Source organism: Ornithinimicrobium cryptoxanthini (assembly GCF_023923205.1).
GTDB lineage: Bacteria > Actinomycetota > Actinomycetes > Actinomycetales > Dermatophilaceae > Ornithinicoccus > Ornithinicoccus cryptoxanthini.
In genome coordinates this window covers 3,745,503-3,771,308 of record NZ_CP099490.1, presented here as the reverse complement: position 1 = coordinate 3,771,308, position 25,806 = coordinate 3,745,503, and the positions used below count along the sequence as shown (strand labels likewise).

General features: G+C 69.7%; 23 protein-coding genes. 14 read left to right on the top strand and 9 right to left on the bottom strand.

Features of this window, described 5'->3' with window-relative positions:
- The first annotated feature begins 237 nt into the window (after nucleotides 1–237).
- From rpmH to NF557_RS17455, 8 genes are all read left to right on the top strand, one after another.
- Nucleotides 238–375 (top strand): 50S ribosomal protein L34, encoded by a 138-nt coding sequence (rpmH, locus tag NF557_RS17490; RefSeq protein WP_252621049.1) that lies wholly within the window; start codon nucleotides 238–240, stop codon nucleotides 373–375.
- A gap of 20 nt (nucleotides 376–395) precedes the next feature.
- Nucleotides 396–761 carry a ribonuclease P protein component gene (gene rnpA / locus NF557_RS17485; RefSeq protein ID WP_252621048.1) on the top strand — a complete coding sequence of 122 codons (366 nt, stop codon included), beginning with the start codon at nucleotides 396–398 and terminating at the stop codon, nucleotides 759–761.
- Entirely contained in the window at nucleotides 758–1,048 is a 291-nt protein-coding gene (gene yidD / locus NF557_RS17480; protein ID WP_252621047.1) for a membrane protein insertion efficiency factor YidD, read from the top strand. Before rnpA ends, yidD begins: the two co-directional genes overlap by 4 nt.
- A 52-nt stretch (nucleotides 1,049–1,100) precedes the next feature.
- The gene (yidC, locus tag NF557_RS17475) at nucleotides 1,101–2,102 is read left to right on the top strand and encodes a membrane protein insertase YidC (RefSeq protein ID WP_252621046.1); all 1,002 of its coding nucleotides are present in this window, start codon (nucleotides 1,101–1,103) and stop codon (nucleotides 2,100–2,102) included.
- 90 nt (nucleotides 2,103–2,192) lie between these two features.
- Nucleotides 2,193–2,885 (top strand): Jag family protein, encoded by a 693-nt coding sequence (locus NF557_RS17470; RefSeq protein WP_252621045.1) that lies wholly within the window; start codon nucleotides 2,193–2,195, stop codon nucleotides 2,883–2,885.
- Nucleotides 2,886–3,095: 210 nt separating this feature from the next.
- Entirely contained in the window at nucleotides 3,096–3,920 is an 825-nt protein-coding gene (gene rsmG, locus NF557_RS17465) for a 16S rRNA (guanine(527)-N(7))-methyltransferase RsmG (RefSeq protein WP_252621044.1), read from the top strand.
- A 209-nt stretch (nucleotides 3,921–4,129) separates the two neighbouring features.
- Nucleotides 4,130–5,143 carry a ParA family protein gene (locus tag NF557_RS17460; protein WP_370584425.1) on the top strand — a complete coding sequence of 338 codons (1,014 nt, stop codon included), beginning with the start codon at nucleotides 4,130–4,132 and terminating at the stop codon, nucleotides 5,141–5,143.
- Complete coding sequence (locus NF557_RS17455; protein ID WP_252621042.1) at nucleotides 5,136–6,320, top strand: ParB/RepB/Spo0J family partition protein; 1,185 nt, start codon at nucleotides 5,136–5,138, stop codon at nucleotides 6,318–6,320. The genes NF557_RS17460 and NF557_RS17455 overlap by 8 nt, the downstream gene beginning before the upstream one ends.
- A 125-nt stretch (nucleotides 6,321–6,445) precedes the next feature.
- Here the strand turns inward: NF557_RS17455 and trxA are convergent, their stop codons facing one another.
- From trxA to NF557_RS17420, 7 genes are all read right to left on the bottom strand, one after another.
- Nucleotides 6,446–6,772, bottom strand: a complete 327-nt coding sequence (gene trxA, locus NF557_RS17450) for a thioredoxin (RefSeq protein WP_370584206.1) — start codon at nucleotides 6,770–6,772, stop codon at nucleotides 6,446–6,448.
- A 71-nt stretch (nucleotides 6,773–6,843) separates the two neighbouring features.
- Nucleotides 6,844–7,848 carry a thioredoxin-disulfide reductase gene (trxB, locus tag NF557_RS17445; protein WP_252621041.1) on the bottom strand — a complete coding sequence of 335 codons (1,005 nt, stop codon included), beginning with the start codon at nucleotides 7,846–7,848 and terminating at the stop codon, nucleotides 6,844–6,846.
- Between the two features lie 140 nt (nucleotides 7,849–7,988).
- Nucleotides 7,989–8,810 carry a hypothetical protein gene (locus NF557_RS17440; RefSeq protein ID WP_252621040.1) on the bottom strand — a complete coding sequence of 274 codons (822 nt, stop codon included), beginning with the start codon at nucleotides 8,808–8,810 and terminating at the stop codon, nucleotides 7,989–7,991.
- A 145-nt stretch (nucleotides 8,811–8,955) separates the two neighbouring features.
- Nucleotides 8,956–9,498 carry an RNA polymerase sigma factor SigM gene (gene sigM / locus NF557_RS17435; protein ID WP_252621039.1) on the bottom strand — a complete coding sequence of 181 codons (543 nt, stop codon included), beginning with the start codon at nucleotides 9,496–9,498 and terminating at the stop codon, nucleotides 8,956–8,958.
- A gap of 58 nt (nucleotides 9,499–9,556) precedes the next feature.
- Nucleotides 9,557–13,348, bottom strand: a complete 3,792-nt coding sequence (murJ, locus tag NF557_RS17430; protein ID WP_252621038.1) for a murein biosynthesis integral membrane protein MurJ — start codon at nucleotides 13,346–13,348, stop codon at nucleotides 9,557–9,559.
- Nucleotides 13,345–15,894 carry a DUF6049 family protein gene (locus NF557_RS17425; protein ID WP_252621037.1) on the bottom strand — a complete coding sequence of 850 codons (2,550 nt, stop codon included), beginning with the start codon at nucleotides 15,892–15,894 and terminating at the stop codon, nucleotides 13,345–13,347. The genes murJ and NF557_RS17425 overlap by 4 nt, the downstream gene beginning before the upstream one ends.
- Before the next feature lie 32 nt (nucleotides 15,895–15,926).
- Nucleotides 15,927–16,409 carry an NUDIX hydrolase gene (locus NF557_RS17420; RefSeq protein ID WP_252621036.1) on the bottom strand — a complete coding sequence of 161 codons (483 nt, stop codon included), beginning with the start codon at nucleotides 16,407–16,409 and terminating at the stop codon, nucleotides 15,927–15,929.
- Nucleotides 16,410–16,463: 54 nt separating this feature from the next.
- Between NF557_RS17420 and NF557_RS17415 the strand changes: the two genes are divergently transcribed.
- Genes NF557_RS17415 through NF557_RS17400 form a run of 4 tightly spaced genes read left to right on the top strand, consistent with a single transcriptional unit; the run spans nucleotide 16,464 to nucleotide 20,160 of the window.
- Nucleotides 16,464–17,969, top strand: a complete 1,506-nt coding sequence (locus NF557_RS17415) for a CCA tRNA nucleotidyltransferase (RefSeq protein ID WP_370584424.1) — start codon at nucleotides 16,464–16,466, stop codon at nucleotides 17,967–17,969.
- Nucleotides 17,966–18,625, top strand: a complete 660-nt coding sequence (locus tag NF557_RS17410; protein WP_252621034.1) for a YdeI/OmpD-associated family protein — start codon at nucleotides 17,966–17,968, stop codon at nucleotides 18,623–18,625. The genes NF557_RS17415 and NF557_RS17410 overlap by 4 nt, the downstream gene beginning before the upstream one ends.
- 5 nt (nucleotides 18,626–18,630) lie before the next feature.
- Complete coding sequence (locus NF557_RS17405) at nucleotides 18,631–19,137, top strand: MaoC family dehydratase (protein WP_252621033.1); 507 nt, start codon at nucleotides 18,631–18,633, stop codon at nucleotides 19,135–19,137.
- 51 nt (nucleotides 19,138–19,188) lie between these two features.
- Nucleotides 19,189–20,160 (top strand): quinone oxidoreductase family protein, encoded by a 972-nt coding sequence (locus tag NF557_RS17400; protein WP_252621032.1) that lies wholly within the window; start codon nucleotides 19,189–19,191, stop codon nucleotides 20,158–20,160.
- On the opposite strand, the gene NF557_RS17395 is transcribed toward NF557_RS17400, so the two are convergent.
- Both NF557_RS17395 and NF557_RS17390 read right to left on the bottom strand, forming a co-directional pair.
- Nucleotides 20,153–21,493 (bottom strand): glycosyltransferase family 87 protein, encoded by a 1,341-nt coding sequence (locus tag NF557_RS17395; protein ID WP_252621031.1) that lies wholly within the window; start codon nucleotides 21,491–21,493, stop codon nucleotides 20,153–20,155. The genes NF557_RS17400 and NF557_RS17395 overlap by 8 nt on opposite strands.
- Nucleotides 21,494–21,502: 9 nt before the next feature.
- Nucleotides 21,503–23,794: a transglycosylase domain-containing protein gene (locus NF557_RS17390; protein WP_252621030.1), complete on the bottom strand. Its 2,292-nt coding sequence runs from the start codon at nucleotides 23,792–23,794 to the stop codon at nucleotides 21,503–21,505.
- Nucleotides 23,795–23,966: 172 nt separating this feature from the next.
- Between NF557_RS17390 and NF557_RS17385 the strand changes: the two genes are divergently transcribed.
- Nucleotides 23,967–24,530 (top strand): PadR family transcriptional regulator, encoded by a 564-nt coding sequence (locus NF557_RS17385; RefSeq protein ID WP_252621029.1) that lies wholly within the window; start codon nucleotides 23,967–23,969, stop codon nucleotides 24,528–24,530.
- 2 nt (nucleotides 24,531–24,532) lie between these two features.
- Nucleotides 24,533–25,612, top strand: a complete 1,080-nt coding sequence (locus NF557_RS17380; protein WP_252621028.1) for an inositol-3-phosphate synthase — start codon at nucleotides 24,533–24,535, stop codon at nucleotides 25,610–25,612.
- Nucleotides 25,613–25,806: the final 194 nt, after the last annotated feature.

Below are 25,806 nucleotides of genomic sequence, written 5' to 3'. Positions count from 1 at the left end.
GATCAGTTCCCCTGGCCTCCGTGGCCAGCGTGACGATTCGACGGGCTAGTTTGACCAGACTGGCTGGTCTCCCGTAGCGTAGAGCCTGGCCAGTTGTCTCGGCCGTTTTCGCCTGCCCACGAGTAGTGGCCCAGTGGGTCAACACGGCGTGGGCTTTCGATTGCGGCCGGTCCGCCAGCCGACCCACCCAGACCAAGGTCAGGCAGCACAAGCCGTGCTGCGGTAATGGAGTACCACGTGAGCAAGCGCACCTTCCAGCCCAACAACCGTCGTCGGTCCCGCGTGCACGGCTTCCGCCTGCGCATGCGCACCCGTGCGGGTCGCGCCATCCTGTCCTCGCGACGGGCCAAGGGCCGCAGCAAGCTGTCTGCCTGATTCTCGAGTCTGATCGCGCTGTGCTGCCGCGTCACCACCGCCTGACCCGACCGCAGGAGTTCACTGCGGTGCTGCGGGGCGACGGGAGTGTGACCGGGCGGCGTCGTGCCGGCACCTCGCTTCTCGTGGTGCACTGCGCCGAGAGAACCGATTTGAGCCCCTCGGCCCGAGTCGGTTTCGTCGTCTCCAAAGCGGTCGGCAACTCGGTCGTGCGGCATCGGGTGGCGCGCCGGTTGAGAGCGCTGGTTGCTGCCCGGTTGAGCAGGGTCCCGGCATCGACGGACCTGGTGATCCGGGCCAACCCGGCTGCGGCGACTGCCTCGTCGCGTGCTCTGGGTGAGGCGCTCGACACGGCGCTGTCTCGGGCCTGTCCGGTGGCAGCATGACCACGCAGACGACACAGACGCGCACCATCGGCGGCTACCTCGCCCTACCCCTCATCTGGCTGGTGCGCGCCTACCAGCTCTTGGTCTCGCCACTGCTCGGACCATCGTGCAAGTACTACCCGTCGTGCTCGGCATACGCGGTCACCGCCCTCGGTCGTTATGGACCACTGAAGGGAACCTGGTTGGCGGCCCGGCGGTTGTTCAGGTGTCACCCCTGGAGCCACGGCGGCGTCGACCACGTTCCCGAGCGAGACCCGCGGCCCCAACCGCCGCAGCTGACCCCCTGACTGTTGACCCCGCGGGCCTGATCGACGATGCCCGCCTGACACCGAGGACCATATGGGCTTCCTAGACACCCTGCTCTGGCCGTTCACCTGGCTCGTCTCATCGATCATGGCCGGATTCCACTGGCTGCTGACCCGGATCGGGATGCAGGACACGAACGGGCTGACCTGGATCCTGGTCATCGTCGGCCTGGTCATCGTCCTCCGGCTGCTGCTGATGCCGCTGTTCGTGCGGCAGATCCACTCGCAGCGACGGATGCAGCTGATCCAGCCCGAACTGATGAAGATCCAGAAGAAGTACAAGGGCAAGAAGGACGAGGCGTCCCGCAAGGCCATGCAGGAGGAGAGCTTCGGGCTCTACAAGAAGCACGGCACCAACCCGTTCTCCTCCTGCCTGCCAATCCTCGCGCAGATGCCCTTCTTCTTTGCGCTCTTCCGGATCCTGAACTCGGTGCCCAAGATTGCTGACGGCTCCCACTCGGTGCCTGGCTTCTTCACGCCCGCGCTGGCTCAGGCCATGAACGAGTCCACCGTCCTGGGCGCCAAGCTCTCCTCAAGCTTCCTGCACAGTGACGACACCTCGGCCAAGTTCCTCGCGGTGGTGCTGATCATCGCGATGTCGGTGACGACCTTCACCACGCAGCACCAGTTGATGCGCAAGAACATGCCGGCGTCGGCGCTGGACAACCCCATGGCACGCCAGCAGAAGGTGCTGCTCTATGCGCTGCCCCTGGTCTTTGCGGTCACGGGTGTCAACTTCCCGCTCGGTGTCCTCGTCTACTGGACCGCATCCAACCTGTGGACCATGTGCCAGCAGTTCTATGTCATCCGGGCCATGCCTGCCCCGGGTTCGCCGGCGGAGAAGGCGCTCGAGGAGCGCCGGCTGGCCAAGGGCAAGCCGGTGAAGAAGCTGCAGCTGGCCACGCAGGAGGCCGAGGGTGAGGTCGTCGAGGCCGGCACCGGAGCCAATGTCACGGTGCCGCGTTCTGGCCAGCGCGTCCAGCCGCAGAGCAAGAAGCGCAAGAAGAGCAAGAACAACCGGCCCAAGGGTCGCTAGTCCCCCCTGCGCGCCACACCCTGGAGCACGAGGTGCTCCGGGTGGCCACGTCCCACAGACCCAATGATCCGCACAAACCCAGGAGTTTTGGTGAGCACCGAACCGATGACACACAACCCATCCGAGCAGAGCGACGGGACGGCACAGGATCTGGCGCCCGGGGCTGAGGCGGCGGCCCAGGAACCTGCGGGCGAGCTGGTGACTGAGGCAGCTCAGCAGGCCGAGCCGAGCACGGAGGTCGACGAGCCGAGCACGGAGGCCGACGAGGCGGACGCGGATGCCACGCCCGTGGTGAAGCGGACGAGCGGTCGACGCGCCGAGCTGGAGCACGAGGGGGACATCGCCGCAGACTTCCTGGAGACCCTGCTGGACATTGCGGACCTCGACGGCGATCTGGAGGTCAACGTGGAGGGGGATCGTGCGGCCGTGGCCATCGTCGACTCAGAGGACGGGGCGGCACCGAAGGCCCTGGTGGGTCACGGTGGGGACGTCCTTGAGGCGCTCCAGGAGCTGACCCGGCTCGCCGTGCAGGCCGAGACCGGCGAGCGGAGCCGCCTGATGCTTGATGTGGCTGGTCACCGCGCCGGGCGACGCGCTGAACTCGTCGAGCTGGCCCGCGCCACGAGCGCCCGGGTCAAGGAGTCTGGCGAGCGGGCAGAGCTGGAGCCGATGTCGGCCTTCGAGCGCAAGGTGGTCCATGACGAGGTGCTCGCGGCCGGACTGGTGTCTGAGTCGGAGGGCACAGAGCCGACCCGGCATGTCGTGATCCTGCCGCAGACCTGAGCTCGGTCCCGCGGCGCTCCCCTGGCCGGGGCGCGCGGGCCAAGATCCCGCGCCGGCCCACTCCCACAGTGTCGGGGGTGGGCCGTCGCTGTCTGTCGGAGATGGCACACTGGGCCGCGATGCCACCGGGAGCGATGCGCACACCAGTGCGAACGAAGCTCGGGCATCGACATCTGACCAAATACACAGAGGTGACGAGGAACGTTTCACGTGAAACACGACCAGACTGAGCAGCCCGGCCTCCCGGAGCGGCCACCGCCCGTGGCCTCGGAAGTGTTTGGCAACCAGCTTCCCGTCGTCGAGCACTTCGCCCACCTCCTAGCCGACACCGGCGTGAGTCATGGGCTCATCGGGCCTCGCGAGACGCCGCGCTTGTGGGAACGACACCTGCTCAACTGTGGAGTGGTGGAGTCGGTCCTGCCCCACCGGACCCGCCTGATCGACGTGGGGTCCGGGGCGGGACTGCCGGGACTGGTGCTCGCCATCGCCCGCCCGGACCTGGACGTGGTCCTCGTCGAACCGATGCTTCGGCGCACGACCTGGCTCGAGTCGACGGTCCAGGAGCTGAGCCTCAGCAACGTCCAGGTGCTGCGCGGCCGGGCCCAGGACTTCTGGGGCAAGCTGCGCGCGCCGGTCGTGACGGCCCGCGCCGTGGCTCGCATCGGTGAGCTCTCCCGATGGTGTCTCCCACTGCTCGACGCCGAGGGGCGCCTCATCGCCCTGAAGGGTGCGACCGCCGGGCGGGAACTGGCCGAGGACGAGGCGGAGCTCCGCCGGGCTGGTGCCGTCTCGGGACACCTGACCCTCCTGGGCGAGGAGCTGATGTCCGAACCCACCCGTCTCATCGAAATCCAGATCGGTGACCGTCCCGTGCGCCCGACAGAGGCTGCCGTCAAGGCAGCCGCGGCCTCCCGCAAGCCCGGCTCTTCCCGCAGGGCCGCCCCCACGTCCGGCAGGTCTGGGTCGACGGCACGCAGCGCGGGGTCCTCGACACGGCGCGGGTCCCGGGATTCGGCGCGTGACGGGAGAGGATGAGCACGATGAAGACGTTGACGCGCAGGGCCCCGGCGGCCAGGACGGCTGTTCACGCGGCCTACGGCGCCCGGCTCGGATGGCCCCAGTCGGAGGAACCCGACGGCCGCTTGTCCACTCCGACGCCGGTCGGGTGGCCGTGTGACCGCGATGTTTCACGTGAAACCCCCCAGGCTTACGAGGCGGATACGACCCCCGCGGCGAGGGCCGGCGTGCCCGACGTTTCACGTGAAACAGCGCTCCATCCTGAGGCAGAAGCGGCCCTCATCAACAGCCCAGAAGTGGACGTTTCACGTGAAACCACGGCCCCGGCACCGCAGACCATGGGCAAGTCGGTGGAAGTGCCCGACACGGACACCGCAGCGGTGGAGCCAGCTGGCAACCGACTCAGCGAGCTGCCTCGTCCGCGGCAGACGCGGGTGCTCACTGTCGCCAACCAGAAGGGCGGGGTCGGGAAGACCACCACAGCGGTGAACATGGCCGCAGCGCTGAGCCAGTCGGGCCTGAAGGTCCTCGTGGTCGATATGGACCCTCAGGGCAACGCGAGCACCGCACTCGGCATCCCGCACACGGGCGACGTGGCCGGCGTCTATGACGTGTTGATCGACGGCACGGCACTCGCAGACGTCGTCCAGGAGAGCCCATCGCTCCCCGGGCTCTGGTGCGCTCCCGCCACGGTCGACCTGGCGGGCGCCGAGATCGAGCTCGTCCCGATGGTGGCCCGAGAGGGCCGTCTGCGCAAGGCTGTCCGGGTCTTCCTCGATGAGCGGGCCGCCACGGGCGACCCCATCGACTACGTCTTCATCGACTGTCCGCCGAGCCTGGGCCTGCTGACCATCAACTCGTTCGTGGCTGGCTCCGAAGTGCTCATCCCGATCCAGTGCGAGTACTACGCACTCGAGGGGCTGAGTCAGCTGCTCACCAATATCGAGCTCATCAAGGAGCACCTCAACCCGTCCCTGCAGGTGTCGCACATCTTGCTCACCATGTTTGACGGACGCACCCGCCTGTCGGCCCAGGTGGCCGACGAGGTGCGAGCGCACTTCACCGACACGGTGCTGCGCACCTCCATCCCACGGTCGGTGCGGATCAGCGAGGCGCCCAGTCATGGGGAGACCGTCATCACCTATGACCCGATCAGCAGTGGCGCCCTCTGCTATCTCGAGGCGGCCAAGGAGATTGCTCGTGCGGCACGGGCCCAAGAGGAAGGTGGCACAGATGAGTGAGCGGCGACGAGGACTGGGGCGCGGTCTAGGAGCCCTGATCCCGACGGCTCCGGCCACCGCTGACCGGCCCAGCGACGTGTTCTTCCCACGGCCCACGGTTCCCATTTCCGCAGGTCAGGACGGTGTGACCACTGCTCCAGCTGGCTCGGAGACAAGTATCGACGACCTACTCCGGACGCGCACCGACGACGCGGGGACGGCACGCATCGACGCCGATGACATCGGGACGGCACCCAGCGCCACCGACGACGCCGGGACGGCACCCACCGAGACCGATGACATCGGGACGGACGCAATGGCGGCGTCGGACCAGGACGAAGCACGGCCGCAGGACGGCGCACCGGCGGACGCTGGTCAGGCAGAGCTCACGCCGGTCCCCGGCGCGCACTTCGCGGATCTGCCGATCGAGCGGATCGTGCCGAACTCACGCCAACCGCGCCAGGTCTTCGACGAGGACGACCTGGCGGAGCTCGAGCACAGCATCCGTGAGATCGGGGTGCTCCAACCGGTGGTGGTGCGGCCTACTGCGACCGGCTACGAGCTCATCATGGGCGAGCGGCGGCTGCGTGCCTCGCAGAACATCGGGAACGCGACGATCCCGGCGATCGTGCGGGTCACAGGCGACGACGACATGCTGCGGGACGCGTTGCTCGAGAACCTGCACCGCGCGCAGCTCAACCCGCTGGAGGAAGCTGCCGCCTATCAGCAGCTGCTCGACGACTTTGGCTGCACCCACGATGAGCTCGCCGGACGGATCAAGCGCTCGCGTCCGCAGATCAGCAACACTCTGCGCCTGCTCAAGCTGCCGCCCCTGGTGCAGCGGCGCGTGGCAGCCGGCGTGCTCAGCGCCGGGCACGCCCGGGCCCTCCTGGGCCTGCCGGACGGGGCCGCGATGGAGCGCCTGGCGCAGCGGATCGCGGCTGAAGGCCTGTCGGTGCGCTCGGTCGAGGAGATCGTGGTGCTGGGCGAGGGTGGCGAGCCGACCCGGCGGCGGGGGGCGGCGCCGCGCGAGCCGCAGCCAGAGCTCGAGGAGCGGGCCGCCCGCCTTGCTGATCGGCTCGACACCCGTGTCGGGATCGCGATGGGCCGTCGCAAGGGCAAGGTCACCGTCGAGTTCGCCTCGATCGACGACCTTGAGCGGATCCTGGACCTCCTCGGCGCGGGATCGAGCCACTAGCCGTGAGGTCCCCGGCACGGCGTGTCGCCCATGCCGGACAGTTCAGACGCAAGAACGCCCCAGACCCGAGAGGTCTGGGGCGTTGTGGCCTGCGTTGCGGCTGAGGACCGCGATGGTTCGCGGGCTCAGCTCAGGAAGTCCTCCAGCTCGCGGACCAGCTTCTGCTTGGGGTAGGCGCCGACCAGGGTCTTGACGACCTCGCCATCCACGTAGACGTTCATGGTGGGGATGCCGGTGATGCCGTAGCGGCCGGTGATCTGCGGGTTCTCGTCGGTGTTGAGCTTGACGACCTGGATCTTGTCGGCATACTCCTCGGAGAGCTCCTCCAGGATGGGCGCGACCATCTTGCACGGCCCACACCAGGGCGCCCAGAAGTCGACGAGGACGGGGGTCTGCTGGTCCAGGACGTCAGCCTGGAACTCGGTGTCGGTGGTGTGCTTGGTGGCCATCATTGTCCCTTTCGTCGGGGTGTGGGTCAGTTTGTCGTGCCTGCGAATTGCGTTGTGCCAGTGCAGAGTTCGCGTCAGTGCACGAGCTCTGCGATGGCCTGGTTGGCCTCGAGCGTGGCGAGGAAGCGTTCTGCGTCTAGCGCTGCCGAGCAGCCGGAACCGGCCGCCGTGACGGCCTGGCGATAGCTGTGGTCGACCAGGTCGCCACAGGCAAAGACGCCGGCCAGGTTGGTCTGGGTGGTGCGCCCCTCGACCAGGACATAACCGGCGTCATCCAGGTGGACCTGGCCCTGGATCAGCTCGTTGCGCGGGTCGTGCCCGATGGCGACGAAGACCGCGCCGAACTCTGCCTCACGCTCCTGGCCGGTCACCGTGTCGCGCAACGTCACGCCAGTGAGCTTGGGGTCACCGTGGAGGGCGGTGACCTCGGTGTTCCAGGCGAAGGTGATCTTGGGGTCGTTCTCGGCACGTTCGACCATGATCTTGGACGCTCGCAGCTCGTCGCGCCGGTGGAGCACAGTGACCGAGCGTGCGAAGCGCGTCAGGAAGGTAGCCTCCTCCATCGCTGAGTCGCCGCCGCCGACCACGGCGATGTCCTGCTCCCGGAAGAACGACCCGTCACAGGTGGCGCACCAGGACAGACCGTGGCCGGAGAGGCGCTTCTCGTCCGCCAGCCCGAGCTCGCGATAGGCAGAGCCCATCGACAGGATGACCGCGCGGGCGCGGTGCACCCCACCGCTGGCGTCGGTCACGGTCTTCACTGCGTCGTCCAGCTCCATGCCCACCACGTCGTCACGCACCAGCTCAGCACCGAAGCGCTCGGCCTGGGCGCGCATGGCCAGCATCAGCTCAGGGCCCATGATGCCGTTCTCGAAGCCCGGGAAGTTCTCCACGTCGGTGGTGTTCATCAGGGCGCCACCAGCGGTGACGGCCCCTTCGAACAGCAGCGGCCGCAGGTTGGCGCGGGCAGCATAGATCGCAGCGGTGTAACCAGCTGGACCGGAGCCGACGATGATGACGTCTCGCACCTCGCCGTCGGACTCGATCGGGGTCACCGGCTGCGTGGGGATCGTGATCATGGACTTCACTCCAGGTGCGGCATGGTCGGGGCTGGGGGTGGCTGAGGACAGTCGACCCCACTGCTGTGCTTCAACCGATCCTACGTGCCCGATGTTCCCTGCGCCGACGGCCTAGCCGGGCTAGGTGGTATGCCGAGGGATCAGTCGAGCGTCACGGGCCCGGTCAGCACGGCGTCGCAGTCGGGTGTCAGCACCCAAGCCGTTCCGCCCACGTCGGTGCGTGCCACCAGCACCATGGCAGGCTCAGCGCTCCACATCGCGTTGGCCACGACCACCTGCCCTGCCCGCGAGGTGTCCAGGTCCTGCCGGTCGACGCAGTCGTTGACCTGCGCGGTCGTCCACGAGACGGCTCCTGGGGCCGGCTCAGCGGTCAACCACTCCTGCACCTGGGCCGCGACATCTGTCGAGCTCAGCGACAGCGTGCCGCTCAGCGCCAGCACCTCAGCTCCGCCTGCCGCATCTGCCTCGGACTGGGGGGAGGCGACGCCGTCCTCGGCCTCAGGCCGCAAGCCGCCCTCGGCCGGACTGTCCGCGCCACCAGCGTCGTCGGCAGACTCGCGGTCCTCCGCTGCTGGTGCGGGGGCGCCGGCGTCGCCGCCGGCCTCGGAGGCGTCTCTGGCCGGAGCCTGTGCCGAGACTCCGCTGTCTGTCCCGTCGTCGAAGAGCTGGTTGACCGAGGCGGTCGCGACCATCGCGACGGCAGCGGCCCCACCCAGCCACAGGACCGTGCGCCCGGGGCGTCTGCGGCGGCGTTCGGCATCCCACGAGATGACCGGCGAGCTGGACGTCTCACGGGAGGGCTCTGCGCGCCGCTCCTGCTCCAGCAGCAGGCTCTGGGAGATGCGCGCCACGAGCTCTTCGGGCATGGGGCCGGGGTCTGGCAGGTTGGCGAGCATGGCCCTGACACCGGTGGGGTCCAGCTCGTCGTCAGGCAGATCGGAACCGGGACGCGACCCAACCACTAGGACCTCCTCACAGGTGTGCTGCACGTTGCTGACGGGTGGTGGCTGCAATCAGCCCCACGGGGATACGACGTGCGACCGGCCTCGCAGGTTCCCACGGACCTGCGCCGATCTGGTGTGACGGCTGCCACGTGCACGCGCCGGCTCATGCCGGCTCCAGCAGCTGGGCCATGGCTGCCCGGCCACGGGCACATCGTGACTTGACGGTGCCCTCGGCCACCTCGAGGACCCGGGCCGCCTCCGCGACGCTCAGCCCGTGCATGTCCACCAGGACGAGCGCCATCCGCTGTCCCTCGGGCAGCTGCTCGAGTGCCTCCCGGACGTCCAACCGCACCTCGACGCTGCGGTGATGGTCGCGGGGCTCGACGGGGTCGTGATCGGCGAGGTCGGCCGTGGGCTTGATGCGGCGCACCCGGTCGAGGGCGGCATTGACCACGATCCGGTGCAGCCACGTCGTCACAGCCGCGTCGCCGCGGAAGGACCCAGCGCGACGGAACGCGTTGATGAAGCCGTCCTGGACCGCGTCAGCGGCGATCTCGGGGTCACGCACGGTGCGCAGGGCCACCGCCCACATCCGGTCCTTGTGGCGGCGGAAGAGCTCACCGAAGGCGTCGGCGTCGCCCTCGTTGTGCCGCTGCAGGAGCTCCTTGTCGGAGAGCGCGAGCAGATCAGGGGTCGCCACCGTCACCGACCCGACCCGGCTCGATGATGTCTCCTGCGGTGCCAGGAGGCGGTGCGCGTGGACGTCATGACCGCGCCGTGACCTCCGACACCCGCACGACCTCGCCGCCGGGGCCCGGCCAGGCCCGGTCGAAGTAGATCACGATGTAGCGGCCCGAGACCGGCTCGTCCGGAGCCACCGTCCATGTGCCGGAGGCTGAGTCCGAGGTGCCGATCTCGGTGCCCGACGTGTCATCGGAGCTGTCACCAACATAGATCGTGGCGCCATAGTCACCCTCGGGAAACTCCACCGTCACCTCGGAGATCGGCTGGCTCTCGCCTGTGTCGACGACCAGTGCGACACCCTCCTTGAGACCGCCCCAGTTGGGGGTGAGATAGGTGAAGGTGTTCCACCAGGTCTCCGGGTCGTCGTCGATGGCGAACCTGGTCAGGTCCGGCTTCTCCTCGCCGCCGGTGGAGTCGAAGTCGCTGGCGCCCACGAGCTCGATGGGGGCACCAGGCTCCGGTGCCTCGGTGGTGGTCTCAGCGTCAGAGGTCTCATCGTCCGCCGTGTCCGACGGATCGTCGGTGGAGTCCGCGGTGCTCGTGGGCAGCGGGCGGGCGACAGAGTCGTCCGGGGTGTCGTCACCCATCCCGCGGATCGCGGTGTAGGCGACAAAGGCGGCACCGGCGAGGAGCGCGCCGATGATCAGCATCACGATCCAGGGGGCGACACCCCCGCCGGACTCCCGCTCGCGCAGCCCCGGCGGCATCCCCCGGTCGGGGGTGCGGTCATAGCGACCCGCCAGGTCCGGCTCGTCGTCCGGCTCGAACGAGATGCCACCGACGCCAGGACGGGCGCCACGCTCCTGCGGGACCTCTGTGCGGAAGTAGCCACGGCCCCTCTGCTCAGCGGCGACAGCGCCGCTGTCGCCTCCTGCTCCGGCCGCTGCAGCAGCACCGATGGCCGCCGCTCCAGCAGCACCCGCGGCGCTGGGGTCCGCTCCAGCGGCACCCGCGGCGCTGGGGTCCGCCGCGTCGGGGGAGCCGGTGGAGCTCGCGCCCACCTCGCTCGCGCCGGCAGAGGAATGGCCCGGGCTGGACGTCGTGACGATGTCGGAGGACCACGGGGAGAGCTGTTGGGCCAGCTCACCGGGGGTCTGAGGACCTGACGAGGGGTCGAAGTCCAGGCCCAGCATGGAGCGGCAGAGCGCGTCCAGGTCGCCGGGCACGCCGGAGGCGACCTCCGACGGCGCGGGCAGGGACCCGTCGGCCAGGCGTCGCGCGGACGGCAGGCCCTCCATCTCATCGCCGGGCCACCGGGCGGTGAGGCCGGTGTAGAGCAGGCTGACCAGGTCAGCGGTGTCGATCAGCGAGGCCTCGCGGGCGCCGATGTCGTCGGCCTGCTCGATGGCCGCGGTGACCCCGACGCCGGAGACCTTCACGCTGCCGTCCCGGGTGCGCAGCACGGAGTGCGGGTTGAGATAGAGGTGGTGCAGGCCTCGTCGACGGGCGGACTCCAGCCCGATGGCCGCCTCACCGACGATGCGCCGGATCTCCTCGGCGGGCAGCGCGTGGGTGTGGGTCAGCGAGGCCAGGGACTCGGCGTCGGGCAGACCCTCCTCGACGATCCAGCAGTGGCCGTTCTCCTCGCCGACGTCGAGCACCCGCACCAGGCGAGGGTCGTCGACGCCCGCGGTGCGCCGTGCACCGTCGAGGACGGCGTGCGCCAGGATCGCCTGGTCCCCGGTGGAGGGCAACAGGGTGACCGCGACGAGTCGTTCGAGGGTGGCGTCCTGTGCGGACCAGTACTCGAGGACGCCCCCGCGCTGCGCCAGCAGCTCCTCCAGGACATACCTGTGACCCAGCATCGTGCCCGGCTCGATGTCCAAACCCCACACCTCCCTGTCGTCGTCAAATCCTGAGACCTCGCCCAATCCTAGGCCGGGTCCGTTGGTGGTCCACGTTGATGACGCCTGCTCAGCGTGCTGAAGGTCGTCGTATGCCGTGTGCCACCCGGTGTCATCGTCCTCACCGGGACTGTCGTCGGCGGGTCGGCCGGCGGATCTGTCCGAGGGTGCGCCGGATCCGTCGGCGGCCGCGTCGGCCGGGCCATCAGAGGCCCCCGGCCCCTCGGCATACGGCCTCGGTGGTGCCGCGCCGCCCACGGCCGCGACCCCGCGGCCCGCCCCGGGTCCCATCGGTGTCGCGGCGGCGCCGCGCGTGCGCCCGCGACCGAGGCGGCGCAGCACGGGGGCGGCCACGTCAGCGAGCTCGGTGACACCCAACCGGTGTGCGACCAGCCCATAGACGAGGAAGAACAGCGGTCCGCCGACCAGCAGCATGACCAGCGCCGCCATCGTGCCGTCCAGGACCGCCCGGGTGCCGAGGACCACCAGCACGGTGGGGATCGCCGCGGCGACGGTGGCCACGCTCACCCGTTGATAGCTGCGCGCAACGTCACCGAGCGGCAGCTCACCGAGGCGCTTGCGCACCCAGAGGATGCCGAGGACCGCGGCGACGCCCTGGCCGGCGGTCTGCGCCAGACCCACGCCGACCGCCGTCTGCGCGGGCGGGAGCGAGGCGGCGACCAGGATGCCGGCGATCGAGACCGTCGTGATCGCCACCTGCATCTTGAACGGCGTCCACCCGTCCTGGAACGCGTGGAAGATCCGGCCGGAGAGAATATAGACGGCATACGGCGCCAGCCCGATCACCATGGCCATCGTCACCCAGGCGGTCGCCATCGTCTCTGCCGGGGTGTTGTTGAAGAACAGGATGCTGGTCATCGCCGGCGCCAGGAGCAGCATGCCGACACTGATCGGCACCATCGCCACACCGAGGAGGCGCAGGCCGTGCCTGTACTGCGCACCCAGACCCTCGAGGTCCTCCCGGTGGGCGGCCCGCGACATCTGGGTGAACATCGCCGTGATCAGGGACGTCGCGATCAGGCTGTGCGGGAGGATGTAGATCAGGAAGGCGTTCTCATAGAGGATCTTGCCGCCGACCGAGGGATCGATCTCGGTGGCCCGGTTGAGCACGTTGGTCGACAGCCACATGCCGGCCTGGGAGATGCCGATGATCGCCAGCATCCACAGGGCCATCCGGGAGGCGGCCCCGAGCCCGACCCCGCGGAAGCCCCACCGCGGGCGATAGCGGAAGCCAGAGCGCCACACGGGCCACACCAGCACCCCGGCCTGCACCGCGACACCGAGGGTCGCCGTGCCCGCGAGGAGCCAGATCATCTCGCCGGTCCAGGCGCCGGGGCCGATCGTGCGGGCCTGCGGATAGAGGACCGTGAACACGATGATGCCCGCGATCGCCACGATGTTGTTGGCGACGGGGGCCCACATGTACCACCCGAACTTCTCGTGGGCGTTGAGGATCTGCCCCAGCAGGGTGTAGATGCCGTAGAAGAAGATCTGGGGCAGGCACAGATAGGCGAAGGTCACCGCGAGGGCGAGCTGCTCACCCGACCACGACAGGGCATAGAGCTTGGTGAGCACGCCCGCGCCGACGGTGAAGACCACGGTGATCACGAGCAGACCCACGAGGGCCAGGGTGATCAGCCGGTCGGTGAAGTCGCGCCCCTTCTCGGGGCTCATCGCCATGGCGCGCGTCAGCGCCGGCACGAGCACCACGTTGAGCACGCCACCAGCCAGCAGGATGTAGATCGTGTTGGGCAGCGTGTTGGCGGTCTGCCACGCGTTGCCGGCGGGAGAGTTGAGCACGCCGACCGCTCCGGCGAGGAGCAGCACGCGCACCATGCCGAGGAGGCGGGAGACAAACGTCCCCGACGCCATCAGGGCGCTGGATCGCGCGAGCGACGCCGAGGAGTGCCCGCTGTTGGCGGTGGTCGCCGCAGGGTGCTCGCTCACGTCGTCTCCAGGTCGGACCCGGGGGTCTCTTTGCTGTGTGGGGTGCTCTTGGGGCCTCGGGACGGGCGCAGGGCGCGCACCAGGCCGAGGACAAGGATGACACCCGCGACGCCGCCGAGCAGCCAGTAGATCCACACGCCGGTGGGCTGCACCCGCACCTGCGTCTTCTCCATCTCCCCGACCGGCGTCCCGTTGGGGGTGCTCAGGGAGGTGTTGAGGGGCACCTGCCCGGCAGCGACGGCCCGGGCGCGGAACTGCACCGTCGCCCGTGACTCGGGCCCGATGGTGATGGGCTCGGGCTGGGCCAGGATCCGCAGCCGGGCGTTGCCGGGGGAGACGGTCATCCGCAGCCCCTCGACCGGCAGGGGCAGCTCGTTGACGACCGTGATGCGGATGACTCCCTCGTCGGCCAGGAAGTTGATCGTGGTGGGGTTGATCCGCACGCCGGTCAGGACCTCGGTGGCCAGCCCGGCTGCGGTCTCCACCGGCTCGGCCCACTGCTCGCCCCCTTGTCGCCAGCGTGCGGAGTACTGCTGGTCGAGCGCTCGCAGCCAGGTCTCCCTGGCCTCCTCGGTGCCGGGCACGACCTCGGTGGCCGCCACCACGTCGCTCCGCACGTCCTCCACCCTGGTGATGCGCTCCGAGGTCAACGGACTCGCACCGGGGAGGGAGTATGCCGTGAGGTCGCCCGTCGTCGCGGCTGTCCCGACCCCCGTCGCCGGGTCCTGCGCCTCGACGGGCCGCACCGCGACCGGGTCGTCCCCGTCTGCGCTGGCCATGAGGTCCTCCACGCTGGTGTCGGTCAGCCACGGCGCCGAGTCGACCGCCTCGGTCAGTGCCTGCAGCGTCGCAGCCGTGGGAGCCACCGAGCGGGGGATCGCCACGACCGTGCTGCGGTCCATGGCCGGCTGCTCCTGATAGATCGCCATGGTCTCGGCCAGGAAGCGTTGCACCGTGCGCCCGTCGCCCTCCGGCCCGCCTGCGGCGGCGAGGCCGCTGAGCCGCTCGTCATAGCCGATGAGCAGTGAGCCGGAGGCGTGCTGGCGGACGGCCCGCTCGGTCAGGGGGCTGTCGGCCAGCGCCGCGGACGGGAGGATGAGGCCATGCAGGCGGGCGTCGGCCGCGTCTGCTCCGGTGGCCCGGTCTGCTCCGGTGGCTCCGCCTGCCTGGGCCCAGACCGCGCGCAGTGTCTGCACGTCGGCATTGTCAAAGCCCGGGCCCAGCGGCCACGCCATGTCGGTGCGTCCGGGCGTGGGCAGCGGCTGCGCCGGGGGACGGGCGACCAGGGCGGCGATGCTCTCCGGCGCTGCATCGAGCTCCAGCAGCGCGCCGGTGTCGGTGTCGCCGACGGGCAGCCACCACACCCGGTCCTGCGGAAGCTCAGCGATCCTCTGCCGGAGCTCCTGGACAGACTGCAGCATCGTCACCGGCGTGGGCGGGATCACCGGCTCCGGCGTCTCGAGCGGGTCCTCGGGGCTGACCGAGGTGGTCTCTGCCTCGTCTGGCGCGATCGGCCCGCTGTCAGCTCCGGCTGAGGAGTCCGCAGTGCCCACGGCATCATCACCGGTCGTCCCGTCACTGCCATCGCCACCGGTAGCACCGCCACCGCTGTCATCGCTGCCGCGGGAGGACTCCTGACCCGTCGGAGCGGGTTCGGCTGTGGCTGCTGGCGGCGTCTCCGGTGCCTGCGGCGTCGGCTCTGACTCGGGGCCGTCCGCACCGGGCAGCACCACCACCTCGGTCAGCGAGGCGACCGGGTTGAGCGGGTTGAGCAGCGCCGGGTCGATCATGAAGGTCGCACTGGTGTCGGCCAGTCCGTCCAGCAGGGCCGCGGTGCGAGAGGCCGGCCCGATGACCGGGTCCCAGGCAGCGTCCCGGGTCGATTCGTCGGGGTCCACCAGGTCCTCGCCGGCAGGCAGGGTCAACGGCGCCACCCAGGCGATGTCGACGGGGTTGAACTGGTCGGCCTCGGCAGCCTGCCAGGGCAGGAAGGTGCGCAGCTCACCGCCGGGCAGTGGCGGTGGTTCTTCCCCACCCGCGCCCGCCTGGGCGATGACGTCGATGCGCACGGGCAAGGTGGCGAACTGGAAGCCCGGGTCGAGTGCGGCGGGGGGGATGTCGACAAAGAACCGCACGCGTGAGCCAGGCATGACCGTGGCGCCGATGCCGTCCTCGCCCAGCAGGATCGGCGTCGGGTCGAGGCCCTCGCTCGCCCAGCGCTGGACCTCCCCGCGGGTGTCCAGGCCGCGATAGGCGGTGCTGACCCTGATGCTGTCCACCGCCACCGGTGCGGGACCGGCATTCGTGATGCTGCCGGTCAACCGCACCTCGACCCCGGGGCCGGCGATCAACGGGTCCACGTCGTCCAGCTGCACCAGCACCACGGGGTCCTCGGCGGCAGCCGCCCGGCTGGCCAGCCACCCAGGGGGTGCCACGACGGTGACCGCCAGCAGCAGTGCCGCCAGCAGGACGGCATACGGCAGCACCAGGGCGGTGCGGGTGAAGGTCAGGAGCGGTCCCGGTGGCGACGCAGCGGGCGGGGCCACCGCGAGATCGCTGCGCGAGCCGCGACGGGCCGTCACGCCGTCCCGGCCAGGCGGTCCCAGGCGACGCGTGCGATGCGGCGCTCGTTGGGGAAGGTGAGCACGCGGTGCGCCTCGTCGAGTGGACACCAGATGGCGTCGAAGGCCTCCTGATCGGGGTCCCCCTCCACCGACAGCTCGCCCCCGGTCGCCTCCAGGAGGTAGTGGTGCACCCGCTTGTGGATCCGGTGCTGCGAGGTGGAGAACCAGTAGTCCACCGTCCCCAGCGCCAGCAGGGCACGGCCCACGATCCCCGTCTCCTCAGCGACCTCGCGCTCCGCGGTCTGCTCCCACGTCTCACCGGGCTCCATGTGCCCCTTGGGCAGACACCACTCCACCCTCCCGGCGCGGTTGCGCCGCGCGATGATCGCGATCCGCGCGGCACCCTCGTGGACGTCGATCACGACGCCGCCGGCAGACGTCTCCAGCACGGACGGCAGGTGTGGCTGCCATCTGCGGGGAGTCGGGGCGGTGCTCATCTGACTCACTCTAACGATCTGGGACCGGGTTGCACGGGCGCTCGGGCCGTACGCTTGACCCTCGTGTCCCCCTCATTGACCGAGCCCGAGCTGCTGGCCCGCGCGCTGCGTCACCTGACGCCCGTGCTCGACCTGCTGACAGACCTCGGAGCGAGGTTCCAGGACGCCGGGCACGAGCTCGCGCTGGTGGGCGGACCGGTGCGGGACGCCTTCCTGGGCCGCACGTCGCCCGACCTGGACTTCACCACCTCCGCGACGCCCGAGCAGATCGAGGCGGCCCTCGCGGGGTGGGCCGAGCAGACCTGGGACATCGGGCGGGAGTTCGGCACGATCGGTGCGCGCCGGCAGGGGACGACGGTGGAGGTCACCACCTATCGGGCCGACGCCTACGACCCGGACTCGCGCAAGCCCGTCGTGGCCTTCGGGGACAACCTCGAGGACGACCTGGTCCGGCGGGACTTCACGGTCAACGCGATGGCACTGCGGCTGCCCGAGCTGGTCTTCGCCGACCCGCACCACGGACTGGGTGACCTGGCGCAGGGTGTCCTGACCACTCCTCATACGGCCGAGGTCTCCTTCTCCGACGACCCGCTGCGGATGATGCGGGCGGCCCGGTTCACGGCCCAGCTCGGGCTGACCGTCGACGACGACGTGCGCGGCGCGATGACAGACATGGCCGGGCGCCTGTCGATCGTCTCCGCCGAACGGGTCCGGGACGAGCTGAGCCGCCTGCTGCTGGGCGCCGACCCCCGGGCCGGGCTCGAGCTGATGGTCGACACCGGCCTGGCCGACGTCGTGCTGCCCGAGCTGCCGGCCCTGCAGCTGGAGATCGACGAGCACCACCGGCACAAGGACGTCTATCAGCACTCGCTGACGGTGCTGGAGCAGGCGATCGCGCTGGAGGACGAGCCCGGCACCGAGGGGGTGGACGCCGTGGTCGGCCCCGACCTGGTGCTGCGTCTGGTCGCCCTCCTGCACGACATCGGCAAGCCCGCGACGCGCCGGTTCGAGAAGGGCGGGGGCGTCAGCTTCCACCACCACGAGATCGTCGGCGCCAAGCTGGCGCGGAGCCGGTTGCGGGCGCTGCGCTATGACAAGGAGACCATCAAGGCGGTGACCCGGCTCATCGAGCTGCACCTGCGCTTCCACGGCTATGGCGGTGGCGAGTGGACCGACTCGGCGGTGCGCCGCTATGTCACCGACGCCGGTCCTTTGCTGGGCCACCTGCACCGGCTCACCCGGTCGGACTCGACCACCCGCAACCGGCGCAAGGCCGAACGGCTCGCCCGGACCTATGACGACCTCGAGGCGCGGATCGCCCGACTGCGTTCGCAGGAGGAGCTGTCGGCGGTCCGACCAGAGCTCAACGGCAACGAGATCGCCGAGGTGCTGGGGATCAGCCCCGGTCCGGTGCTCGGCCGGGCCTACAAGCACCTGCTGGGCATCCGCCTGGACCAGGGGCCGATCGGGCAGGAGGCCGCCGCGGAGGAGCTGCGGCGGTGGTGGGCCGAGCAACCGGAGGCCGGCTCCTCCGGGACAGAGCAGGAAAGACAGTTGTGAGCACACCTGGACGGATGGGCGGCACCCCCGAGCGACCGGCCCGGTTCTTTCAGTCCGCCGAGGAGTTCGACGCCTGGCTGGCGGCCCACCACGACACCGAGTCCGAACTGTGGATGGGGCTGCACAAGAAGCAGGTCCCCGATGGCGGGCTGACCTGGGCCGACGCGGTGCCGGTCGCGCTGTGCTGGGGCTGGATTGACTCGGTCTCCCAGCGCATCGACGAGGACTCCCGCCGGCAGCGGTGGACCCCGCGCCGCCTCGGCGGCAACTGGAGTGCGGTCAACATCGCGCACGTCGAGCGGCTGACCGCGCAGGGCCGGATGCAACCGTCGGGACTGGCCGCGTTCGAGGCGCGGAGGGAGGACCGGTCTGGCGTCTATGCCTATGAGAACGCTGACCGTGACCTGCCGGAGGAGTATGCCGCGCAGCTGGCTACCTCTGCTGCGGCCAGCGCGTTCTGGGACGAGGCGACACCGTCCTATCGCAAGGTGGCCACCAACTGGGTGCTGAGCGCGAAGCAGTCCGCCACCCGAGACCGTCGGATGGGTCAGCTGGTGGAGGACTCGGCCGCGGGACGGCTGATCCGAAGCCAGCGCTATGGCACGACCCCGACATGGGTCGAGCGCGCAGCACTGGCCGCGGCCCAGGCAGGATGATCGTCATGACCGACTCCTGGAGTGACACCCGTGCCCTGCGTGCGGACTTCGCGGTCCCCGGGACCGACCGCTGGTTCGAGGACTACACGGTGGGAGACGTGCGCGAATACGGCACCATCACGTTGTCCGAGCGCGAGATCGTCGAGTTCGCGCACCGCTACGACCCCCAGTCGATCCACACGGATCCGCAGTGGGCGCGGACCGGACCCTTCTCGGGGCTGATCGCCAGCGGGATCCAGACCATCGGCATCTTCATGCGCCTCTATGCCGACCACTACCTCACCCGGTGCGGCTCGCTGGCCTCGCCGGGGGTCGACGAGGTGCGCTGGCCCCGACCGGTGCGCCCCGGCGACGCCCTGCGGCTGCGCACCGAGACGGTGGAGGCGCGCCTGTCGAGGTCCAAGCCGGATCGCGGTCTGCTGGTGACTGCGACCGAGCTGCTCAATCAGGACGACCAGCCCGTGCTGACCCAGCAGGTGCTGAACCTGGTGGCGGTCCGCCCGCGAGGCTGACGCGCAGGGCGGCTCGGCATACTGGGGCCAACCCCATAGATGGAGGCAGCGATGCGTGCGGTGGTAGTCAGCGAGCAGGGCGGCCCCGAGGTGCTCAGGGTCGAGGACCGGGAGGTGCCCGAGCCGGGTGACGGCCAGGTGCGGGTCGACGTGCAGGCTGCAGGGGTCAACTACATCGACATCTATCAGCGCTCCGGCACCTATCCGATGCAGACCCCGTTCGTGGCGGGATCCGAGGGCGCTGGCACGGTCAGCGCGATTGGTCCGGGGGTGGCCGACGTCGCCGTGGGTGACCTGGTGGCCTGGGCCATGGTCAGCGGCGCCGGCTATGCCGAGCAGGTCGTCCTCGCTGCCGACAAGGTGGTGCCGGTCCCCGACGGCGTCAGTGGTGAGCTGGCCGCGGCGGTGCTGTTGCAGGGGATGACCGCGCACTACCTGGTCGAGTCCACCTTCCCCGCGCAGGCCGGCCAGACGGCGCTCGTGCACGCAGCGGCTGGCGGTGTGGGGCTGCTGCTCTGCCAGATGCTGGCCGCCAAGGGGGTGCGCGTCATCGGCACGACCTCGACGCCCGAGAAGGCCGAGCTCGCGCGCTCTGCCGGCGCCGCCGAGATCGTCTTCTATCGCGACGTGGACCTGGTGACCGAGGTGGAGCGGCTCACCGACGGAGCCGGTGTCGACGTCGTGTATGACGGGGTCGGCAAGGCCACCTTCGACGCCGGCCTGGAGGTGCTGCGCCCCCGCGGGACGATGGTGCTCTTCGGCGGGGCCAGCGGGCCGGTGCCGCCGATCGACCCGCAGGTGCTCAACGCCAAGGGTTCGCTCTTCCTCACCCGCCCCTCCCTGGCGCACTACGCGGCGGAGCGGGAGGAGCTCCTGCAGCGCGCCGCCGACGTCCTCGGACAGGTGGCCGCCGGGAGGCTGGACGTGCGGATCGGTGGGCGCTATCCGCTCGCCGACGCGGCCCAGGCGCAGACCGACCTGGCCTCTGGCGGGACGACGGGCAAGCTGCTGCTGGTCATCTGAGCGCTGGCTCGACCGCGCAGGACCCGTCGCTCCCGCTCTCCTGGTGGAGGGCTGTGCGCCCTGGTCGGTGCCGGGTGGGGCCCTGCCAGATCTGCCAGACCACCCAGGCCCACCCGGCCATCCGCAGCATGATGGCCAGGGCATAGGTCTCACCCGGCAGGCCCTTGCCGGCGTCGGAGCTGAAGCCGATGTGCAGCCAGGTGGCCTCGAAGTGCACGATCTCGGTCGCCGCCCAGACCAGGTGGTCGCGCCAGCGGACGGCGGACAGCGCGAGCAGCGGCAGCAGCCACAACCCGGTCTGCACGGACAGCGACTTGGCGCTCAGCGCGACGATCAGGAGCATGACCGCCGCGACCCGCACCGCGTCGGGTCTGGCGAGGGAGCGGAAGGTCAGCCACGCGCCGACCAGCAGGGCAGCCAGCCAGCCGAGCAGGGAGATCACCGTCGGCACGGGTGTCAGGAGGGTGAAGCCGAAGGACTGCGGCAGCAGCGCGAGGGCGCCATAGCCAGGACCGGCCGAGAACCAGCCCCGCGGCGCGGCGAGGATGCCCTCGCCCACCAGCAGCAGCGCCGGCAGATAGAGCGCCAGGGCGGCGAGTGCCGCCGACACCAGCGCGGTCGCTGCGGCCCTGACCCGGTCCTCGCGCCACGCGACCAGCGCGATGGCCAGCAGGAAGACCAGCGGATAGGGACGGATCAGGAAGGCGAGGCCCATGAGCGAGCCGGCCAGGACAGGATGGCCACGCGTCCAGGCCCACCAGCCCCACAGCACCAGGGCGATGCCCACCAGGTCGGTGGAGACGAGGGCCAGGACCACGAGGACCGGCGTGAGCGCCAGGTGGGCGATGTGCCACGGGTCCTGCGGCAGGAGCGCGATCCCGGCCAGGACCCCCACAGCGAGCAGCAGCACGGCCAGGGCTGCCCAGGTGAGGAACACCCAGCGCTGCGCTCCGACGTCGGTGCCGGCCTGGGGGGTGACCAGCGAGACCAGCCACATCACCAGTCCCGAGCCCAGGGGTTGGTCGCTGCCCGCGCCGGCGTAGGGCAGGGACCGGTCGGCCAGGCCGGAGGTGACGTGGACGACGGGGAGGTCTGAGTAGCAGGCCCGCCAGAACTGGCTCGGGTTGGACCACCCCTTGGCCACGCAGTGGCCCTTCTGGAAGACCCCGAGGGCCAGCATGGCCGTGCCCAGCGCGATCAGGGCGGCAGCGACTCCGCCCAGGCCACGGGTGCCGATGGCGGCATAGCGACCGACGGGGCCACCGATCGCTCTCGTCGCGGTGGCGACCACCCGGTCGTGGCGCGAGGGCACGACGTAGGGCGGTCTGCGCATGGGGGCAGGTTAGCCGGTCCCGCCGCCTCCGCCCGTCGCGCCACCTCCGCCGCCGCCGGTCCCGCCGCCGCCACCGTCGCCGGGTGGTTCCTCGGGTGGACCGGTGCCAGTGGGTGGTCCGGTCCCGGTCGGTGGGTTGGTGGTGGGTGGGGGCTCCGTGGTCGGTTCCGTGGTCGGTTCCGTCGTGGGCTCCGTCGTGGGCTCGGTGGTCGGCTCCTCGGACGTCGTCGTGGGCTCCTCGGTGGTGGTCGGCTCCTCGGATGTCGTCGTCGTGGGCTCGTCGGTGGTGGGCTCCTCGGTCACGGTGGTGGTGTCCTCGGTCGTGGGCGCGATCGTCACCAGCGCCTCGTCACCGACACCCACCCGTGCGGGGAACTCCTCGACCGGCTCACCCTCGAGGGCGCCACGCATGAAATCGCCCCAGATGCGGGCGGGATAGGTGCCTCCGGTGATCTGGTCGAACTCTCCGATGTCCTGCATCGAGATCGTGCCGTCGCCCTGATACATGCCGACGGTGGCGGTCAGCTGCGGGGCAAAGCCGCTGAACCAGGCCGACTTGTTGTTCTCGCTGGTGCCGGACTTGCCGGCAGCCGGACGGCCCAGGTCACCGGCCGACCTGCCCGAGCCCTCCGTGATCACGTGGGTCATCGCCTCGATCACATCGGCCGCGACGTCGGCGTCCAGCACCTCCTTGGTGGTGGCCTCGTGCTCATAGTCATAGACACCGTTCTCGCTGGTGACCGAGGTGACGAGGTAGGGCTCCGCGAGCACGCCCTCCGCGGGGAGCACGGAGTAGGCCGAGGCCATCTCCAGCACCGTCGGCGCGGCCGGGCCCAGGACGTTGGACAGGTCGTCGTTCAGGCCGGGCGTGTCCTCAGGAAGGCCGAGCGCACGGGCGACCTCCGCGGTCCGGGCCGGGCCGATCTCCTCGTTGAGCTGGACAAAGATGGTGTTGACCGAGTGTGCGGTGGCGGTGCGTAGGTCGATCTGGCCGAACTGCGCGTCCCGGAAGTTGTTGACCTCGTAGGGCTCGTCCTGGCCCTCGATGGTGAACTCCATCGGGCTCGGGCCGGAGAACTCCGACTCCGTGCTGAGGCCGTCCTGCACGGCTGCGATCAGCGTGAAGATCTTGAACAGCGAGCCTGCCTGCAGGTGGGCGTCGGTCGTGGTGTTGAGCTGCTCCTGGCTGTAGTCGGCCCCGCCATACATCGCGGTGATCGCGCCGTCACCGGGGCGCACCGCGACCAGGCCCGCCTTGAGGTCATCCGGTTCGTCGGGCAGCTGCCCCTCGACCGCCGCCTCGGCGGACTCCTGGTGCTGCTCGTCGATGGTGGTGACGATCCGCAGGCCACCGCGGTCGATGTCGGCCTCGGCGATGCCGAGTTCGTTGACCAGCTCGTCGCGCACCTGGCTGGCGATGTAGCCCTCCGTGCCGGTGCTGGCGGTCGTGGCCTCGGGGTCCTGGATCTGCGGGAAGGTGGCGGCGGCCGCCTCCGCCGCCGTCAGCCAGCCCTCCTCCACCATGCCGCCCACGATGTAGTCGAACCGCTGCTCGGCCCGCTCCTGGTTGCCCTCCTGGTAGGCCGGGTCGAACAGCGAGGGTGCGTTCGTCACCCCGGCCAGGAAGACCCCCTCGGAGAGGCTCAGGTCGCTGACGTCCTTGCCGAAGTAGGCCTGCGAGGCGGTCTGGATGCCGTAGGAGCCGCGGCCGAAATAGATCGTGTTGAAGTAGTTCTCCAGGATCTGGTCCTTGGACAGCTCGTTGTCGATCTTGACCGCGATGATGATCTCGTTGAACTTGCGGGTCAGCGTCTGGTCCTGGGACAGGAAGTAGTTCTTGACGTACTGCTGCGTGATCGTGGAGCCGCCCTGGGTGTCGTCGGACGTGAGGTTGCGCCAGATCGCGCGACCGGTGCCGGTGATCGAGACGCCCTGGTTCTCATAGAACGAGCGGTCCTCGGCAGCCAGCATCGCCTTCTGCAGATGATCAGGTATGTCGGACAGCGCGACAGTCTCGCGGTTGTGACCACCGGTGAAGCGGGCCAGCTCCGTCTCGCCGTCGGCATAGAAGAGAATCGAGCTCTGTGAGGTGGCGAACTCGTTGGGCTCCGGGATGTCGGTGCGTGCATAGACGACGGCTAGGGCGACACCCACCAGAAGGGCGCCAGCCACTGCCAACCCGGCCAGGGTCAGCAGCACCTTCTTCCAGCGCGGCCGGCGCCGGGCGCCTCGCTTGCGGGAGCGCTGCCGGTCGCGGTGCTCGGCTCGTGTGCGCGCTCCCCTACGTGGTCCGTGTCCCACGGACTCCTCCTCGTGTCGCGGTCTGTCTCATCATCTTGCACCCCTTGGTGGGGCGTGGCGCCGCTCCTGCGCAGGACGCGCCCCAAACGTGCCGTACGATATATCGGGTCGATATATCGAAACGGCGGTTGTCGGCGTCCACCGGTGACCGTAGCCCTGCAGGAGGTGAGTCATGACCCGGCGCTCCGAGATGCTCGAGCTTGCCATCCTCGGTCTGTTGCACGACTCGCCGATGCACGGCTACGAGCTGCGCAAGCAGGTGCACCGCGTCCTGGGCACGGTCCGCGCCATGTCCTACGGCACGCTCTATCCACGGCTGCGACTGCTGGTGGAACGCGACCTCATCGTTGAGGTCGACTCCCCCGAACTGGGGCGTCGGGCCCGGATCACCTATGCAGTAACGTCGGCGGGTCAGGAACGGTTCCAGCAGCTGCTGGCCGCGGCTGGTCCGACCGCCTGGGAGGACGAGGCCTTCGATGTGCACTTCGCCTTCTTTGGTCGCACCAACCGCGCGGTCCGACTGCGCATCCTGGAGGGCCGACGGGCCCGCTTGGAGGAGCGCCTGGCCATGTTCCGCGACAACGGTCCCGGTCAGGGGCCCGACGTGGATGGTTATGCGGCCGAACTTCATCGTCACGGTCTGGAGTCCGCTGAACGCGATGTGCGTTGGGTGACCCGGCTGATCGAAACCGAACGCAGCGCGGGCCACCGCGGTGCTGCACAACACGAGGAGTAAGTATGGGATCAGTTCGAGTTGCCATCGTGGGTGTCGGCAACTGCGCCAGCTCGCTGGTGCAGGGAGTCGAGTACTACCGCGATGCGGACGCCAGCGCCCGGGTGCCGGGGCTGATGCACGTGCAGTTCGGGCCCTACCACGTCAGTGACGTCGAGTTCGTCGCCGCTTTCGACGTGGATGCCAAGAAGGTCGGTTTCGACCTGGCTGAGGCCATCAACGCCAGCGAGAACAACACGATCAAGATCGCCGACGTGCCGCCCACCGGGATCCAGGTGCAGCGTGGCCCCACGCTCGACGGGATCGGCCGCTACTACAGCGAGACCATCGAGGAGTCCGACGCCGAGCCGGTCGACGTCGTGCAGGTGCTCAAGGACACCCAGGCCGATGTGCTGGTGTCCTACCTGCCGGTCGGCTCCGAGGCGGCCGACAAGTTCTATGCCCAGTGCGCCATCGATGCCAAGGTCGCCTTCGTCAACGCGCTGCCGGTCTTCATCGCGTCCGACCCCGAGTGGGCCGCCAAGTTCGAGGAGGCTGGGGTCCCGATCGTCGGCGACGACATCAAGTCGCAGGTGGGCGCCACCATCACCCACCGCGTGATGGCCCGGCTCTTCGAGGAGCGGGGCGTGGTCCTGGACCGCACCTTCCAGCTCAACGTCGGCGGCAACATGGACTTCAAGAACATGCTGGAGCGGGACCGGCTCGAGTCCAAGAAGGTGTCCAAGACCCAGGCCGTCACCTCCAACGTCTCGCACGACCTCGGTGCCCGCAACGTGCACATCGGTCCGTCCGACTACATCCAGTGGCTGGACGACCGCAAGTGGGCGTATGTCCGCCTTGAGGGCCGCGCCTTCGGTGATGTGCCCCTCAACCTGGAGTACAAGCTCGAGGTGTGGGACTCCCCGAACTCGGCCGGCATCATCATCGATGCGCTCCGCGCCGCCAAGATCGCCAAGGACCGCGGCGTCGGCGGTCCGATCATCTCGGCGTCGGCCTATCTGATGAAGTCGCCGCCGCAGCAGTTCCCCGACGAAGAGGGCCGCGCCCAGGTCGAGGCCTTCATCCGTGGTGAGGTCGAGCGCTAGGCTCCGCCGCTCAGCACCGTCAAGAGCCCGCCCACGCCACGTGCGTAGGGCGGGCTCTTGCGTGGGCAGGACCTTAGCTGACACAGGTGGCCTCACCAGGAAATAACACCTTTGCTGTTCATTCTTAAGTTACACCAGTGTTCTTTAGCAGCCGAAAGAAACTACACGGCTGTCATTCATAGAATCGTTATCTT